Below are 16,351 nucleotides of genomic sequence, written 5' to 3'. Positions count from 1 at the left end.
TGACAAATAATGGAAGATTTAACCCTGCGCTATTTTGACGCCGAAATGCGCTACCTGCGCGAAGCCGCGAAGGAGTTCGCTCAGACCCACCCGGACAGGGCAGCCAGGCTGGACCTGGATAAGGCCGGTACGCCGGACCCGTATGTGGAGCGCCTGTTTGAAGGCTTTGCGTTTTCAATGGGGCGTCTGCGGCAGAAAATCGATGACGACCTGCCGGAACTGACGGAAGGGCTGGTCAGCATGCTCTGGCCGCACTATATGCGTACCATTCCCTCCCTGTCGGTGGTGGGCTTCACGCCGGAGCTGCGGGAGATGAAGATTGCCGAAGAGGTTCCCGACGGGCTGGGGGTGTACTCTCGCCCGGTAGGCATTAAAAACACCGTCTGTCGCTATCGTACCACCCGGTCCATGATGCTTAATCCACTCACGGTGCGAAACGTCTCCCTGATCGCTGAGCCGGACGGGCGCTCTAAGCTCATTACGCGATTTGCCTGCGCCCCCCAGATTGACTGGGCGCAGACTGACCTGAAGCGCCTGTGCCTGTATCTGGCCGACGATGCCCCGGTCAGCAGTTCGCTGCACCTGTGGCTGACAAAGCGGCTGGATGCGCTGTATCTGCGTCTGCCCGGCTCCGGGGAGCGTATCCGGCTGGACGGCGGGTTCTCACCCGGTGGTTTTACCGATGAGGACCGTCTGTGGCCGAAGGGGGACAGTGCCTTCAGCGGCTATCAGTTGCTGCTGGAGTATTTCACCTTCCGCGAAAAGTTTATGTTTGTGCACCTCAACGGTCTGGAAAACATCACGCTCCCGCCGGGTATCACCCATTTTGATATTGAGGCGGTTTTCAGCCGGGTATGGCCGTCCGATTTGCCGGTTGCCACCGATGCCCTGCGGTTGCACTGCGTGCCGGTGATAAATCTGTTCACGCTGGACGCGGACCCGCTGAGGGTGAACGGCCTGGAAAGCGAGTACCTGCTGCGCCCGAAACTGCTTCAGGACGGTCATACCGAAATTTACTCCGTGGATGAAGTGACCGGCACCGGTACGACCTACGTCCCGTTCAGCAGCTTCCGCCATCAGGGGGGCATGCTGCGCCGCCAGGCCCCGGAACGCTACTTTCATACCCGAGTGAAGCGGAGCGTCACCGGCATGTATGACACCTGGATAATCCTTGGCGGAGAGCAGAACGTACCGCAGCAGGACACACTCTCTCTGGGTATCACTGGCACCAACGGTCAGCTACCGCGCCAGTCGCTGCAGAGCACGCTGCTGGAGCGCTGCGAGCAAAGGCTCAAGACCCCCGTGACCCTGCGTAACCTGTGCAAGCCGACGCTGCCGGTGTATCCGCCTGACGAGGACAGTTTCCACTGGCGCATCATGAGCCATCTGGGGACCCGCTTTCTGAACATGATGAGCAGCCCGGAAGTGCTCAGTGGCACGCTGAAACTGTATAACTGGACGGACGATGACCTGAATAATCGTCGTCTGTCGGCCATTCAGGATGTACGGCATCACCGCATTCAGCGCTTTGAGGACGGTTTTCTGCTGCGCGGGCTGGATATCGAGGTCACCCTCGACAGCAATGGCTTTACCGGTGAAGGGGATATCCACCTGTTCGGGGAGATGCTTAACCGCTTCTTCGCGCTCTATGCCGACATGAACCAGTTTAACCAGCTCTCCCTTATCGTTCAGCCAGAAGGAAAATGCATCCGGTGGAAAGAGAATCACAGTCCGCGACTGCCCGGCTGATAACGCAGCTTCAGGATACGCTTCCCCGCACCAACTTTTATCGGCTGTGCCAGATAGTGGAAAAACGCCATCCGGAGGCGCCCGTGGCGGGCAGCAGCTGGCAGGTGCGTCAGGAGCCGGTGCGCTTTCGCCCGCATCCAGGCATGGGCTTTCCGGTTGGAGAAATTAAAGGTGCTGAAATCCCGGAACCGCCGCACCTGCCGCCCACGGTGCGGGTCACTTTTATGGGGCTGTATGGCGTGGAATCGCCCCTGCCCACCATCTACACCGACGATATTACACAGCGTCAGGAAGGCTATGAAGCCGTCTGTGATTTTCTTGATATTTTCAATCACCGGCTGATTACCCAGTATTACCGTATCTGGCGCAAGTATTCTTATCCTGCGACCTTTGAGCCCGGTGGTCGGGACCGTACCTCACAGTATCTGCTGGGGATGGCAGGACTGGGCATACCCGGCTGTGCGCAAAATATTGCCACCCCGGTCTCGCGTTTTCTGGCGTTGTTGCCGGTGATGCTGCTCCCGGGGCGTACCGCCGAAGGGCTGGGCTCGCTGGTCACGCTGCTGGCGCCCGATACCCGTGCCACCGTCTGGCATCACGACCGCTACCCTGTACCGCTGACGTCGCCGGCAACCATGAGTACCCGCAACCCGGTCAGCCTGCGACAGCGCCCGGTTATGGGTGACCACGGTACAGACGTGAACAGTCAGGTGCTGCTGCAGCTCACCACGGATAATCCGGAGGAGGTAGAGGGCTGGTTACCTGGTAATCAACTGCATACCGACCTGCTGGCCCTGCTGCATGTTTACCTCGGCAGCGCACTGGATGTGCGCTTGCAGTTGTGTGTGAACCGTACCCTGCTGCCGGATGCGCAGGCACATTGCCATCCTGAGCATGGCGGCGTGCAACTGGGGCGTACTGCCGTGCTGCGGTCGCTGCGCCCACTCTCATCCGACAAACACCGGATACTCACTATTCCCCTGGGGCGCTGGCAGTGCATCAGGGAAAATGTTAACCGCAAGGAGACCGATGAAGATGGTGATTACCGCGCGTAAGACCGTGACGGTATGTGCTGCGCTGACAGCAGCCGTATTACTCACTGGATGTGGCCTGACGCAGAAAGTGTCAGAGGGTACGAAAGCCGTCGCCACGTCCATTTTTTACAAGCAGGTGAGGACGTTACACCTTGATATCCGGGCTCGCGCAGCGCTGAACGTCAACGACGACGGCATCCCCCTGCCCACGATGATACGAATCTACCAGTTGAAAGACCGTAAGGCATTTGATGGTGCGGACTATAAGGCGCTCTCTGCCGGTGACGCCCTAGTGATAAAGGCTGACCTGCTGGCGGAAAAGGATATTCGGCTGAAACCCGGCGAAGCCGTACAGATTGATATGCCAATGGAGGAGACCGCGCAGTACGTGGCGGTGGCCGCTATGTTCCTGTCACCGGACCAGACCCGTAATACCTGGCGGGTAGTCATTCCCCGCAAAGACCTTGCCCCTGATAAAGCGCGTCTGATTGAAGCGGGTGATAACCGGCTGACGCTGCTGCCCGTGAAGGAGAAATAACATGCGCCGTCCGTCGCTGTACGAAAAACTCTATGGACATTTTGCTGGTGGTCTGCCCCTGGAGCAGGTCAACGAAGAAAACCAGTACATTCTGTCGGTGCTGGATAACCTGCAGCGGGTGCTCAACACTCGGGCCGGTTCGGTGGCGCATCTGCCGGACTATGGCCTGCCGGATATGACACACATTCTGCAGGGGATGCCCGGCACAGCGCATGAGCTGAAAACCACCCTGGCCACTGTGCTGCTGAAATACGAGCCGCGCATTCAGGATATTCATGTGGTGATGCTGGAGCAGACCCAGCCCGGTGAACTGCGCTACGCCATCGAGGCTGAGATGCCGGACGGTGAACTGGTACGCTTTGGCACTGAATTTATGCCGGAAGGTAAAGTCCTGCTCCGTCACCTGAAACAACAACGAATACTCCCCTCCTGATTAAAGGTACTGACGCTATGTTTTCCCGACACCTGCCCGTTCATGCGGGCCAGGACCCGCGCGCGTGGTCTGAATACACGCAACTGCGCGATGAACTGAGCAAGCTGACTCATCCTGCGAGACCCGACGTGGATTGGGGCAGGGTAGAGCAGCTGTGCGTGACCCTGTTTCGTCACAACGGTACCGACCTGCAGACGGTAGCGTGGTTCTGCTGTGCCCGCCTGCAGCGCTCCGGTTTACCCGGTCTGTCGGAGGGGCTGGAGCTGGTGGATTCGCTTATCACGCACCAGTGGAGTGTCATGTGGCCGCCCCAGATGCCGGTGCGTAAGGACATTCTGGTGTGGCTCAGTGACCATCTGATGCTGAGCCTGCGCCGGTTTACCCTCAGTCACCAGGACCTGCCTGCTATTTATCGTCTTGAGCAACAACTGCGGCACCTGTGTGACCTGCTGCAGCGTCTGGTGCTTCGCCAGGTGAGTAAAATGGATGCGCTGCTGCACTGGATGCATGCGGCGGTGGTGAGGCTGGAGAACACTAAAGATACCCCCTTGCCCCCGGCCGTTGAGTCTTCATACCTGCATACCTCCCGTGCGATACCGGAGAGTATCGGGCAACCCTGTGGCAACAGTGAACCGGTGGTACTGGTGGTGAGGGATGACGGCACACAGCACATCACGCAGACCTCCATCCTGAAGCGTCATCGTCGTGGCGTGTGGACGGGATTTGCTGGTGGCGTTGCGGCCACCCTGCTGCTCACGGGGCTGAGCGCCTGGGGCTGGCAGCACTGGCAGGGCAATCAGCCGGAAACCCTGATTGGCGCGTCGCTCTCGCCGCTGCCGATGGTGCTCTCTTTCTCAGAACAGGGGGCAATGATTGAAGATAACGCAGTTGCGTTGCAGTCACAGGGGCGTGTTATCACGGAACGCACGCGTCGTCAACTGGATGCGGTGGCAGGGCTTTCCCCGTCATGGGCGCAGGACTACGGCTTCGCCCTGGTGGCGCAGACGCAGCGCCTGTGGCCGCATCAGCCGGAAACGGCAGTGCTTGTGAAGCAGTGGCAGCAGCAGGTGGAGGCAAATGCTCTACCGGAAGCCCGACTACAGGGCTGGCATCAGGCCATGATGCAACTGCAGTCGCTGACGGAGAAACTCAACAGCACCGATACACAGCGAGGGAAATACCTCACGGTTTCGGAGCTGAAATCCTCGGTGTTTGCTATCACGCAGACGCTGAGCCAGAACGTGCCGCTGGAAGAACAGTTACGCCAGTTGTCACAGCAAAAAAACGACAACGGCAGTCAGACAGTGACGGCGCAGCATCTTCAGCAATTGCAGAGCCGTTACGCACTGATAACTCATGCGGATTGAGTGACTGAATAATGAAAATGAAACCGAATTCATCATCAGTGGGTGCTGCAAAAAAACCGCTACGCGTCGTAATCACTATGTGCACTGGACGCTGGCAGAAATTGCCTTTGTTGAAGCAGGATGCCGCTGTTTCTTAATAATCCGGCGCAGCAGCAGACTACTGCTATCTCTCACCGAAGAAATACCGGAGTAAAAGGATAGTGTTAACATAGAAACAGAATTTGTCTGGAGATAGCGGGTCAAGAACTGCATGAACGGCCTAACTATCTTGATAAACTAGATTGAAATCTAAGGGGAATTCAGTTGGAAGTAGAAATGTGGGATGGTGGCTTACAAGCGCAAGAAGTGGTAGCTATCGAGAAAATAAAGGCTGCATTTTCCGATAATTTATCCAAGTCTGACAAGCCTGTTCGTGGAGGTTCTATTGGCGAGCAGCTACAAAGCTATGGTTATACCGGCAACGGAATGTTCCCCTGGAAAGGTTATGCAGGTTTTCGTTTTGTTGAGGCAAAAAAAGAAGGTGAATTCGATTTAGTCATTGTTACGCATTGCAATGTGATCATAGTTGAGTTGAAGGACTGGAACCATCAGCCTGTAACTGCGCGCGGGGAGACTTGGTATAAGGGTGATAAGAACATGGGACGCTCGCCAGTAAGCGTGACTCGTGGCAAAAAGTTCACGCTGGACAACAAACTCAAGCGTCTGACAGATCGTTTTACGAACAAAGGCTATGTTCCATTTGTACATTTCTTTGTTGTGATGACTGGCAATGCGGACTTCAGTGAGTTACCGGAAGAACAACTTCACCATACGATCTCGTTAACAGATTTTCTTAAATTTGCTGATCGCAACACATTCAACAACTACTTCAGACCCCATCCAGGCTCCCAGGTTCTAAACAAAGATTTTCCCCTTTTTGATAACCTTTTCTTAGGACCTCAGACAGCGCCAAAAGCCCTGAGGGTTAATGGATTCGAAGCTAAGGATATGATTTTCGAACATCCTAAAAAGGTGTATCGGGAATACCTGGCAAAATCAGAAATATCAGCAAATAGCGAAGCATTACTCAGAGTATGGAATTTCCGGAATATCCAAGGGACGAAAGCGTACACGCCGGAAGGAAGAGCTGAGATCGTTTCACGTGAGCGGGAAGTGTTACAGCACATCAATCACCAGAACCGGGATCTGTATAACCACTGTCTGAGGTCTCTGACGAGTTTTCAGAAAGACGAAGTGACGGCCGAGTACAGCGAAGTCTATGAACTTCCACCGGGTCATGTTCGGTTTAACGAATTCATCGGAAAGTATGGAAAGGCGTTTTCAGACCTGGACCGATTGAATGTGGTCAAACTGCTCATTGCGAAGTTTAGCGATCTCCATGAGATGAAAATTGCGCACAGGGATATCGCTGATCACAGTTTGTGGATTTCACCTTCAAAAGAAGTCGCCCTTTCGAACTTTATTTCGGCATATCATCGACCAACTGGAACGGTCGGAGATTATCGTAAGCTTTTATCCGTGGGCGCTGTCGAGGTAAAAGACATGCTTGATGGGGGCGAACTTACGCCTTTTCAGCAGGATGTTCATGCTCTGGGCCTTGTAGCGTGGCACTTATTAAACGGTAAGCGCATGTCGCCAAAGAGTCTGGAGACAGTACAGGAGAGTATGTTAAACAGCCAGCACTGGTATTCAGATGTATTACTGGATGCTGTTGCTGCAAAATTTGCTTCCGCGACGGATTTCTTTGATGCCCTTAAACAAGCTGAACCTGCAGGCAAGGTGATCCCAACATTTGATGATACTGAGCTTGACCCTTACAGGCATGCTATTAACCACTCTCGTCAGTATCGGGAAGATGAAGACTTTCTGGTAGAAACATCTGATAAAGAAGTCTATATCTCGGATGGACGGCTGGTGAAGGCGTGGCTGAATGTTGGTGGGCAAGGAGACGATTCATCAATAAACTTCCAGGTTTTGAAGTTTTTAAAACAGGTGGAACAGCTTTCTTTAGTTAAACCAACGTATCTGCCTGAAATTCGTGAATTTGGTATCGCATCTAAATCATCGAGCCTGTATATGGTCACGGATCAGGTACATGGAGAGACTTGGGACAAAATGGTGGTCTCAGATGATGAAAAAATCGATCTCATTGATAAGTTTGTCGCCGCAGTTGAGCATTTGCACAGTCTTGGTGTTTCTCACGGGGACATCCACCCTGGCAATGTGATGCTTGGGACGGAGGGGCGATCGCTTTTTCTCATCGATATCCCCGATTTTTCACTGTCGGGTGACGAACCTAAAAACCACAGCTACAGTCCTGAATATATTGATAATTGTACTTCCTTTGAACGCGATAACTATGCAGTGATGAAGATGTCCTGCGAGTTGTTAGGTTTGTCCTGGGGGCATGAATCAGACCTTTACCCGACCGTTGCGAATGCCATCCGGGCTGAACTGGAAGATCCGATTTTTGGGTTTAAGGATTTAGGCCGGTTTAAAAAAGCGATAGACAGTTATGACCTGGCGTCAAAACAAGCTCTGATAGAGATTACAGCAGGAAACGCCGATGAAATAATCTCTGTTCTGCCTGATAACGGGCATCTGTATGTCAAAGTTGAGCCAAATCGTAAAGAACCAGCTGAAGTAAAAGTCACTTTCACCGGGATTGGGGGCAGTTTTTCTGCAATGTTCAGCAAAGAACAGAAGGCGCTGCTTTATGGCTTTAATCCAAGGGCTCGCTCATCAATTCGTAAGCAAGATATTGATGAAAGCCAGTTCGAAATTGGTACCGGCATAAGGATTATTCCCGGCAGCCCGCAGAATATGTCGGCGTTGGCAGTATTACTTAATGAAGAAGAATCTTTTTCCCGGGCAATCGAGTTGATTGCCGCATCTGAAGACGTTCAGGCACAGGATCCGCTTACTCTTCAGTTAAAAGATGCCTTTGCAAGACTTGATAAGCAGTCTCTGGAGCCTGCTTTAAAAGAAGTGTTGGAAATCCAGACGGTGAAGTTGTGGCGCGCCATTCTGGATACTGAAACAGAATCGTATCCAAACATTGAGGTCAGTGGTGAGGTAGTCCCTGTTGCAGATGCTCATGGGGAGTTACTCATCCCTTACTCTGCAGATGTTGATCCTCTTGGCGCTTTCAGGAGTAGCGATGAAGTTGAAGCCTTACAGGTTGATCAGGAAGGGGTTGAGCGATTTATTGGTGAGGTGTCACTTAAGAAGTCAGAGCTCAAAGAGATTCGACTGGTCAAAGCGCGTTCAGCGGCCTACAGATTGAAAGATTCTGATATTGTCTTCTTTCGCACAAAGCAGGATCGAGCTTCTTATCAGAAGCGTAAACGAGCGCTGGAACGACTCCTCGATCGAGAAAGTGTGCTGCCTGACTTAATTGATCTGTTCGACCCATCCTGCAAACAGGTTGCTCAAAATTATGATATCACTGTCAGCGATGCCGATTTTGCCAGATACGATCGTGAAGACCAGCACGGAAACAGGATCAGTCTGAATGACCAGCAAAGAAAGGCGTTTAACATACTGGTTAATAATGGCCCTCTATCCTTGCTGCAGGGGCCTCCGGGGACCGGTAAAACCGAGTTTATCGCGGCCTTTGTCCACTACCTGATTGAGAAACAGAACACCAAACGCATTTTATTGGTTAGTCAGTCACACGAGGCTGTGAATACAGCGGCCGAGCGCATCAGAAAGCACTGTTCCCGACTTGGTACAGAGCTGGACGTCGTCAGATTCAGTAACCGTGAAGGGGCCGTTTCTCCTGGCCTGAAAGATGTGTATTCAAACGCAATCACAACGGAGAAGCGCGAACTGTTCAATGCTGAAATTAAGTACCGCGTTGAATCGTTGAGTGAAGCCATTGGTTTGGAACCGGGGTTTATTTCTGGTGTCGTGCTTGCGGAGCTAAGGTTGTTCAAGCAAATAGATCACCTTGAGAAATTACTCTATCAGGTTAACGAGTTAACTGATCCAAAAGAGCTCAAGGAGCTGAAAGATATTTCACTTGAGCTCGATTTTTCGATCCGCTCTAGGTTGAGCCAAGAGTATGGGATAAACTTGGACAAAGACGCTAAGGTCTCTGCAGCAAAAGAAATTCTGATTTCCAAGTTGTGTAAGGAGTATGGCGTCAGACCTGATGAGGCAAGACGAGTAAAGGCATTAGCTAAAATATCCCGGGATATGCAGGATGCTATGTCGGGAGAGCGAGTGAACCTTGACGAGTTTTATTCACGCTCCAGGCAGTTAGTGGCTGGTACATGCGTCGGTATTGGACAGGGGCACATTGGCATCCAAGAGAATATCTACGATTGGGTGATCATTGATGAAGCTGCGCGCTCGATTGCGAGTGAACTTGCTATTGCGATGCAGTCGGCGAGACGCGTCCTGTTAGTTGGAGACCATCTGCAGCTTCCACCACTGTACTCAGATGCTCACAAGGCGGCATTAGCGAGGAAATTGGGTATCAATAATTCTCGCACTGAAATTGATGAGGTATTACGAAGTGACTTTGCGCGTGCCTTTAACTCTACTTATGGTGCGCAAGCTAGTGCAGCTCTACTGACTCAATATCGTATGGCTCCACCAATTGGTGAACTTGTATCAAAGACCTTCTATGAAGGGAAGCTTCGAAATGGAGAGCGAGCAATTCCTGATGTCTATCAGCATGCACCAGAAGCTTTATGTAGCGTAGTGACCTGGCTGGATACTGCTACCCTGGGCCATCGGGCCCACCATCTTGAAGATCGTGGAACAAGTATTTACAACCGAAGCGAAGCTGACGAGATTATTTCTGTACTTAAACAGGTGTCAGAGAATGAAGAATTCGTCGCTCAGCTTTCAAAGCTCGTTAACAAAGATGAAGCCGCTATCGGAGTAATTTGTATGTATGCCGAACAAAAGCGGTTGCTACGTCAGAAATTCAATCAGGAAATCTGGAGCGACGGCTTTAAGGATATTGTTAAAATTGACACGGTTGACAGTTATCAGGGCAAGGAAAATCGTATCATCATTTTATCTCTGACGCGTTCGGATAAACAACATAGCCCAGGTTTCTTACGCGCTCCAAATCGTGTCAATGTAGCAATGTCACGAGCAATGGATCGCTTATTAATCGTTGGCAATGCCGATGTATGGAAGGGAAACAATAAAGAGCGGCCATTAGGCTCCGTTGTTCGCTATATGGCTGAACGAGGTCAGGACGCTGGATATGTGTTCCTCTCAGCTCAGCAGGGAGGGAAAAAGAAATGATATCTGATAACAAAGTAACCTATCACGAGGTTGACTTCTTACTTCCTGCGCAAAGGTTTAACATTCAGTTTTCATATGTTTCCCAGAAAGGGTTGCCATTTATCCGGGAATTTGTTCTGAGACTTGTTCATGTAGCCTCAATGAGCAAAGCACAAATATCAACCTATTTCGGCCTGAGCCACCGTGAGACAGAGGAGGCGATCTCAGATCTTGTGCAACGTGGAGAACTTACGCTCTCCTCAGACGGCAGACTGACATTAACCGACAAATCAAATGGATATTTTTCTGAGGTTGGAGAGATGCCGCACCTTTCAACTGTCCAAGATAGTGGAGGTACCTTATCATTTGATTTAGCTACTTTTAGTTGCTTCAGCAACCAAAATGTCCAGGACCACTGGAGGGGAGGGATATCATTAAAGGTTGATGACAATAATATTTCTCAAAGTGAGAGGTTGGTTGAGAAACACTTTCAGTATCAGTTTAATCAGATCCTGGATAAAGGCTACCTGTCTCACTTACAAGTTCAGGGCGGAAAAGAGCAGCCTTCTATTTATACCGTTAATTCTGTTAATAAACTCCGGCAATTTCCGCTACGTTTAACAACTGAGTTTAAAATGGATAACGATGGTAAGGCTGTCGAGCGTGAAGACTACGAATACTTAAATAGCTCTGAATGTGTTCATGAGTTAATGGCTATTGAAATATCAAGGCTATTACGGCTTAACAATACCATGAGTATATTTAAGGGCATGGTATCACTCAATGATGAAAATACGCTTAAATTATTTGACTCAAAAACTAATCAGCTTAATCCAGCTTTTATTAAGGATATGCAGGCCCTGGAAGAATACTCTGCCTCAGGCAGAACGACTTTCTTAGGCCCAATATACGCTAAAAATAATTGGGCAAAGCTGCAAAAAACTTTGGCACCGGTGATCGGGCAGCGTATCAAAGACAAAGCTGATCATGGCAGTAGTCATTTCATGTGGATCGCACCATCAGATCCATACTGGTCAAAGAGCGAATGCTTTATCTCTAGCTTGAGTGATTTTATTCATAAGTCGAGTACTAAAGATAAGCAGTTATATAAACCTGTATTATACGTACCAGTCTCAGATGATGATTCTAGAGTAGCCAAGCAATGGATGTATGAACTTGGACAATTCCACGAGTATGCTAAAGGGATTATTGAAGGATTGTTAGATGGTAATGTTGAGATCCTTCATCTCGATAATGAATTATCTGTTGTTATCTATCATATTTCTCAACCAGAAACTTTGCCAGTGACTATGCCATTGGGTTTTATAACAACTAACAAAGAGTCGGTAAAAATTATTGGAACGCTGATTACTGAATATATTAAAAGTAGCTCTGCTTTTGATAAACCACATGATTGTGGTTCTATTTCATCAATAGTTCGAAATCGTTGAACGGCTGGCATCAGAAGTAACAATAATCCTCCTGAATTAAGGACGTTTGATTATGTTTTCCCGAAACCTGCCCGTTCATGCGGGCCTGGATCCCTGCGCATGGCCTGAATACACGCAGGTGTGCGACGAACTGAGCAAGCTGACCCACCCGGCCAGACCCGACGTGGACTGGTGGAAAGTGGCACAACTGTGTGCCCCCTGTTTCGCCATAACGGCAGCGACCTGCAGACCGCCGCCTGGTTCTGTTGCGCTCCGGTTTACCTGGTGAGAGCATTATTCGCGTCACACCAGACGACCTTGAACATGTGGTTTTTACACTACCACCAGTATCGACTGGAGTTAACCATGATCAGACATATTCTGTTTATCACGTTCACTGACGAGGCGTCAGTGGAACAAATACTGGCCGTCAGATCAGCATTTCTGGAGATCCCCGATCGGATTGAAGGCGTTATAAGCGTGGAATGGGGCATCAATGATAGCCCCGAAGAGAAGAATACGGGGTTTACTCACTGTGTGATGATGACATTTGCGGATGAAGCTGCTCGTCAGCGCTATCTGCCGCATCCGGCCCATGAGGCGCTGAAGGTTATCTTCAGGCCCGTTCTGCGGGACATCATCGTACTGGATTATACCCTGAACCCCTGATTTATTTTTTTTCTGTAGATTGATAACCTGATGGATTTGAGTGAAATGGCACAGACGATGACGGATGACGCAAAACGCATTATGGGTGCATTCAGAGAAGCACCGGTCATGACGTTACAGGCAGTCACCACCATGACAGGCCTGAGTGAGCACACCACGCGATTTATCCTGGAGCAGTTGCGGCAGGCCGGGTGGGTTCTTGACAGGCATGAGCGCTGGAGTCTTGCTGAGGGGGATAACATCCCCGTTTTTAATGACGCAGATAGGTACTGAAGTCATACACCAACTACCGGGCAGGAATGAGGTTGCCGTCAGGGTGATGGCGAGAAGGCTGGGCCTGAAGAAATCCCGGGAAAGCACAGCCGGATTTCGCCCCTGGAGCGCAGAAGAGTGGGCGTTGCTGGAAAAAATATGCATCTCAGTGTTGCTGAGCAACAGGCCACGCTGTTCCCCGACAGGACCAATCGGGCGGTAGAAAAAGCGCGGGAGCGACTTTTACGCAGAAAAAACAAGTGTGAGCTGGATTGACGAAAATATTCGTCGTCAGGTTCCTGTTAACAGAGCGGGGATTAGTCTTCTTGAAGCATCACTAACCGATTGAAAAGTTGTGGTACTCGTTGTGTGTACTTGTTTTTTTATAAAGAACCTTAATTTGCAGGCGTTATTTCAATGAACATGATGTATTACACGATTTCAGCAGGGATTCTTACTTTTATTACCATGCTGGTTGTGATGGTGGTATATAGCAGAAAATTAAAAAATGCCAGGGCGGACGCTGCTGATAAAGCAGCACGGCTTGAACGTTATGCGCCTATCGTTAACGCTGAGTCTGAAGCTATTAGTATCGTGGAACTTGCGAAAGCGGCTGCGCATGAGATAGAAATTGAATCACAGCGCATTCTGGATGAAGGAAAAATAGAAGCAGCTAACATTATTTCTGTTAGTAAGCAAGGGGCGAAAGAGATTATTACCCGTGCCGATAACATTCTTTCTGATGCGCAGGTTGCCGCTCGTCGTCTGAACAGCGATGCGCTGGCCGCTGTGGAAACGCAAAGCACCAGGCGAACTGAAATTGAAAAGCAGATTGATGAGCTGCGCACTTCATATCGTGATAAAAAAGTTATCTTCGACGAACTGGAAGAAGCATTATCCATCTATAAAGACGACATGGATTTTGCCGAAATGGGATTCTATGCGCCGCATTTTGAATTTGATACATCTGCGATTTTCCAGGATGCAATACGTGCCAACCGCCAGCGTCAGAAAGACATGTTACGTGTGAAGACCGCGCTAGGAGCCATCTATTGCAACACGGAATGGATTGTACACGGCTCGAAGTCTGAAGGTAAGAAGATGACCACACGCGGCATTAACATGACTGCCCGTGCGTTTAACGGTGAATGTGATGCAGCCATTGCTAACACCACCTTTAAGAACGTCGCCACCATGGAATCACGTATCTATAAAGCTTTTGATGTATTAAACAAGCTGAACGAAGTGAATCAGATCCATATCAACCACGCTTACCGCGATTTGAAAATTGAAGAACTGCAGCTCACTTTTGAATACCGCGCCAAAAAGCAGGAAGAAAAAGAAGAACAACGAGAAATCCGTGCCCAGATGGCCGAAGAGCGTAAAGCCCAGGCTGAGATTGAACGAGCCATCCGTGAAGCCGAAGAGGAAGAACGCCGAGCACAGAAAGCCCTGGATAAAGCGCGTAAAGAAATGAGCGAGAAACTGGCAAAAATGACCGCTGAGCAGGCGTCAAAATATCAAGATAAAATCGACGCATTGGAAGAGGCCCTGACTGAAGCGGAGCTGAAAGGACAAAAAGCCCTGAGCATGGCGCAGCAGACCAGACGCGGCCATGTATACGTGATATCTAATATTGGTTCTTTTGGAGAGGACGTCTTTAAAATTGGTATGACGCGTCGACTTGACCCACAAGATCGCGTGGACGAATTGGGTAGTGCTTCTGTACCGTTTATGTTTGATGTCCATGCCATGATCCACAGTGATGATGCCCCTGCTATGGAAAGTTCACTTCACCAGCATTTCAGCGAGAAACGCACCAACTTAGTTAACAAGCGCAAAGAGTTCTTTAACGTGAGCCTGGCGGACATTAAAGCCGCGGTGTTTGATGTGGCGGGTAATGATGTCGACTTTATAGAAACGGCCAGTGCTCAGCACTACCACGAAACGAAGGCAATTCGTAAACAGCAGGCTGCAGAAGCCACCGTGGCGAAAATTGAAGTGAAACAATCCCGATTTGCGGAAACCCTTTAATCCTCTGGCTTCCGCATTCTGCTTATGAAGTCCTGAAGTCGATTTTCAGAGCAGTCCAAATCGTGGATACTCTCGTGCTGAGCTGCGGGAGCAGCACCGTTAGTGCTGGTGATGTTGATTAGAACATAACGATAAAAGGACGCCCGGCCACAAAGGCTGAGCGTCCAAGATTATTCTTTTATTTTTTCTTTGATGTAATAGTAATATTAATTAAGGATCAATTAGGCAGAGAGCCCGCCAGATTCTTCGCTGAAACACTGCAGTTGGATTGTTCAGTTACAACAGGAGCTTGCTCTATAGCAGTCATCACTACAGGTGGCCCAGAGCCATGCTGGATATTCAGAAACGACGACAGCATGGTGCGCAAGGTTTCCGGACTGGTGTTTTCAGCCAGAAGCGCAGCCAGTACCGACGGCAACCGGCTGTCAATCTCGCCCAGCGCTATACCAGCCAGTAACGCCGTTCGTGATAATTCACCGCGATCGCCGCGATGATGTGCCTCAATCCTCGCATCAGCAAAACGTTCGCTGGCATGCGTATCAGGGCGAAGGTAAATCAGTACCTTTCTGCGGTTCATTAGACATCCTTATTAACCCAATGCTTTCAGACCGTGAACCAGTGCGAATTGCGGATCCGGTGCCACAAAGAAACGATCTTCGCGCAGGTTAACATGGGTGCGAATGGCATCAGCCAGCAGACAGGCTCCACCACCAACCACCGCGACATGGGTATAACCTTTGAAACGATCAACCGCTTCCAGTACCCGCGCACGATAACGCGCAATACCGTTGTGGATAGCCTGCTTAATGCTATCGACATCACGGGGATCGTTGATATTGTTCGCCAGGTACGTATCGTCGAACCGTTTGATAATCAGCCGGTCCACGTTGTAACGGGATGGCGACATACCGGCTTTACGTAAAGCCTTCTGCACTTCATCGGTCACCAGCGATACGCCTAACGTGGGATCGCCGTAGATACGTGATACCGAAGACATCTGGCCCGCTACCTGCGAGATATCAAGCGTTGTTCCGCCGAGATCAACTATCAATACCGAGTTGGATGCCGAGAGTTGATCGCACAACGCAATCCCGGCAGGAATGGACTCCGGACGCACGGTAACGCGGGTGATGGTAAACAGGTGACCGTTATTCAGTTCCACAGGTTGCAGCAGACTCTGTTTCTTGCGCTCAATGTTATCGAGTCGGTACTGGGCGTCTTCGTCGTAGAACTCCGCCAGCGGCAGTGTCACCACGATATCCACGCACTGTGGTGCAAGCCCACTGGTTCGTAGCGCGTGATGGACTGCAACGGCATTGAGCGGACTGTACTGCCATTCGATATTACTGGTGGTGAGTGAATCCGGAGAAATCAGGTCGAATGAATATTTCTCTTTGCCTGCTGTGTAGTTGAACGGCTTACCGTTGCCAAATGTGGCTGACCATCCGCGTTTGAAGCTGTTAGGGCTGATGTGGGTAAAGGTTTTGCCGTGCTGTTCCCACAGCATCTTGATATGAGTTGAGCCGTCGTCAATAAAAATGCGCATAAATGCACCTCTTGTTGAGTCAAATGTGAGTTGAAATTGAGACTTTCTGCGT

12 protein-coding genes are annotated in these 16,351 nt (G+C 50.3%); 10 read left to right on the top strand and 2 right to left on the bottom strand.

Annotation, left to right across the window (positions count from 1 at the left end; genetic code table 11):
- The first annotated feature begins 9 nt into the window (after nucleotides 1-9).
- The 10 genes from tssF (at nucleotide 10) to M2406_RS10670 (ending at nucleotide 14,753) form a co-directional block, all read left to right on the top strand.
- A complete protein-coding gene (tssF, locus tag M2406_RS10720; RefSeq protein ID WP_149330763.1) occupies nucleotides 10-1,749 on the top strand; it encodes a type VI secretion system baseplate subunit TssF in 1,740 nt (579 codons plus the stop codon).
- Complete coding sequence (tssG, locus tag M2406_RS10715; RefSeq protein ID WP_259189890.1) at nucleotides 1,704-2,804, top strand: type VI secretion system baseplate subunit TssG; 1,101 nt, start codon at nucleotides 1,704-1,706, stop codon at nucleotides 2,802-2,804. Before tssF ends, tssG begins: the two co-directional genes overlap by 46 nt.
- Nucleotides 2,785-3,321 (top strand): type VI secretion system lipoprotein TssJ, encoded by a 537-nt coding sequence (gene tssJ / locus M2406_RS10710; RefSeq protein WP_259189973.1) that lies wholly within the window; start codon nucleotides 2,785-2,787, stop codon nucleotides 3,319-3,321. Before tssG ends, tssJ begins: the two co-directional genes overlap by 20 nt.
- A 1-nt stretch (nucleotide 3,322) precedes the next feature.
- Nucleotides 3,323-3,754, top strand: coding sequence for a type VI secretion system baseplate subunit TssE (gene tssE, locus M2406_RS10705; RefSeq protein ID WP_259189888.1), 432 nt, complete (start codon nucleotides 3,323-3,325; stop codon nucleotides 3,752-3,754).
- Nucleotides 3,755-3,771: 17 nt separating this feature from the next.
- Nucleotides 3,772-5,121 carry a VasL domain-containing protein gene (locus tag M2406_RS10700; protein ID WP_259189887.1) on the top strand — a complete coding sequence of 450 codons (1,350 nt, stop codon included), beginning with the start codon at nucleotides 3,772-3,774 and terminating at the stop codon, nucleotides 5,119-5,121.
- Between the two features lie 315 nt (nucleotides 5,122-5,436).
- Nucleotides 5,437-10,389 carry an AAA domain-containing protein gene (locus tag M2406_RS10695; protein ID WP_259189972.1) on the top strand — a complete coding sequence of 1,651 codons (4,953 nt, stop codon included), beginning with the start codon at nucleotides 5,437-5,439 and terminating at the stop codon, nucleotides 10,387-10,389.
- A complete protein-coding gene (locus M2406_RS10690; RefSeq protein WP_259189886.1) occupies nucleotides 10,386-11,819 on the top strand; it encodes a hypothetical protein in 1,434 nt (477 codons plus the stop codon). Before M2406_RS10695 ends, M2406_RS10690 begins: the two co-directional genes overlap by 4 nt.
- A gap of 345 nt (nucleotides 11,820-12,164) precedes the next feature.
- Nucleotides 12,165-12,467, top strand: coding sequence for a Dabb family protein (locus M2406_RS10680; RefSeq protein ID WP_259189970.1), 303 nt, complete (start codon nucleotides 12,165-12,167; stop codon nucleotides 12,465-12,467).
- 30 nt (nucleotides 12,468-12,497) lie between these two features.
- The gene (locus tag M2406_RS10675; protein WP_259189885.1) at nucleotides 12,498-12,740 is read left to right on the top strand and encodes a hypothetical protein; all 243 of its coding nucleotides are present in this window, start codon (nucleotides 12,498-12,500) and stop codon (nucleotides 12,738-12,740) included.
- Between the two features lie 396 nt (nucleotides 12,741-13,136).
- On the top strand, nucleotides 13,137-14,753 hold the full coding sequence (locus tag M2406_RS10670; RefSeq protein ID WP_259189884.1) for a DUF4041 domain-containing protein: 1,617 nt from the start codon (nucleotides 13,137-13,139) through the stop codon (nucleotides 14,751-14,753).
- A gap of 217 nt (nucleotides 14,754-14,970) precedes the next feature.
- Here M2406_RS10670 and M2406_RS10665 read toward each other — a convergent pair whose 3' ends face one another.
- Together M2406_RS10665 and M2406_RS10660 are read right to left on the bottom strand one after the other, a co-directional pair.
- On the bottom strand, nucleotides 14,971-15,330 hold the full coding sequence (locus M2406_RS10665; RefSeq protein ID WP_259189883.1) for a plasmid partitioning/stability family protein: 360 nt from the start codon (nucleotides 15,328-15,330) through the stop codon (nucleotides 14,971-14,973).
- Nucleotides 15,331-15,342: 12 nt separating this feature from the next.
- Nucleotides 15,343-16,299, bottom strand: coding sequence for a plasmid segregation protein ParM (locus M2406_RS10660; RefSeq protein WP_259189882.1), 957 nt, complete (start codon nucleotides 16,297-16,299; stop codon nucleotides 15,343-15,345).
- Nucleotides 16,300-16,351 lie beyond the last annotated feature (52 nt).

It is taken from the genome of Serratia sp. BIGb0163 (assembly GCF_024809935.1).
Classification (GTDB): Bacteria; Pseudomonadota; Gammaproteobacteria; order Enterobacterales; family Enterobacteriaceae; genus Serratia; species Serratia quinivorans.
This window is presented reverse-complemented; position numbering and strand designations above follow the sequence as displayed.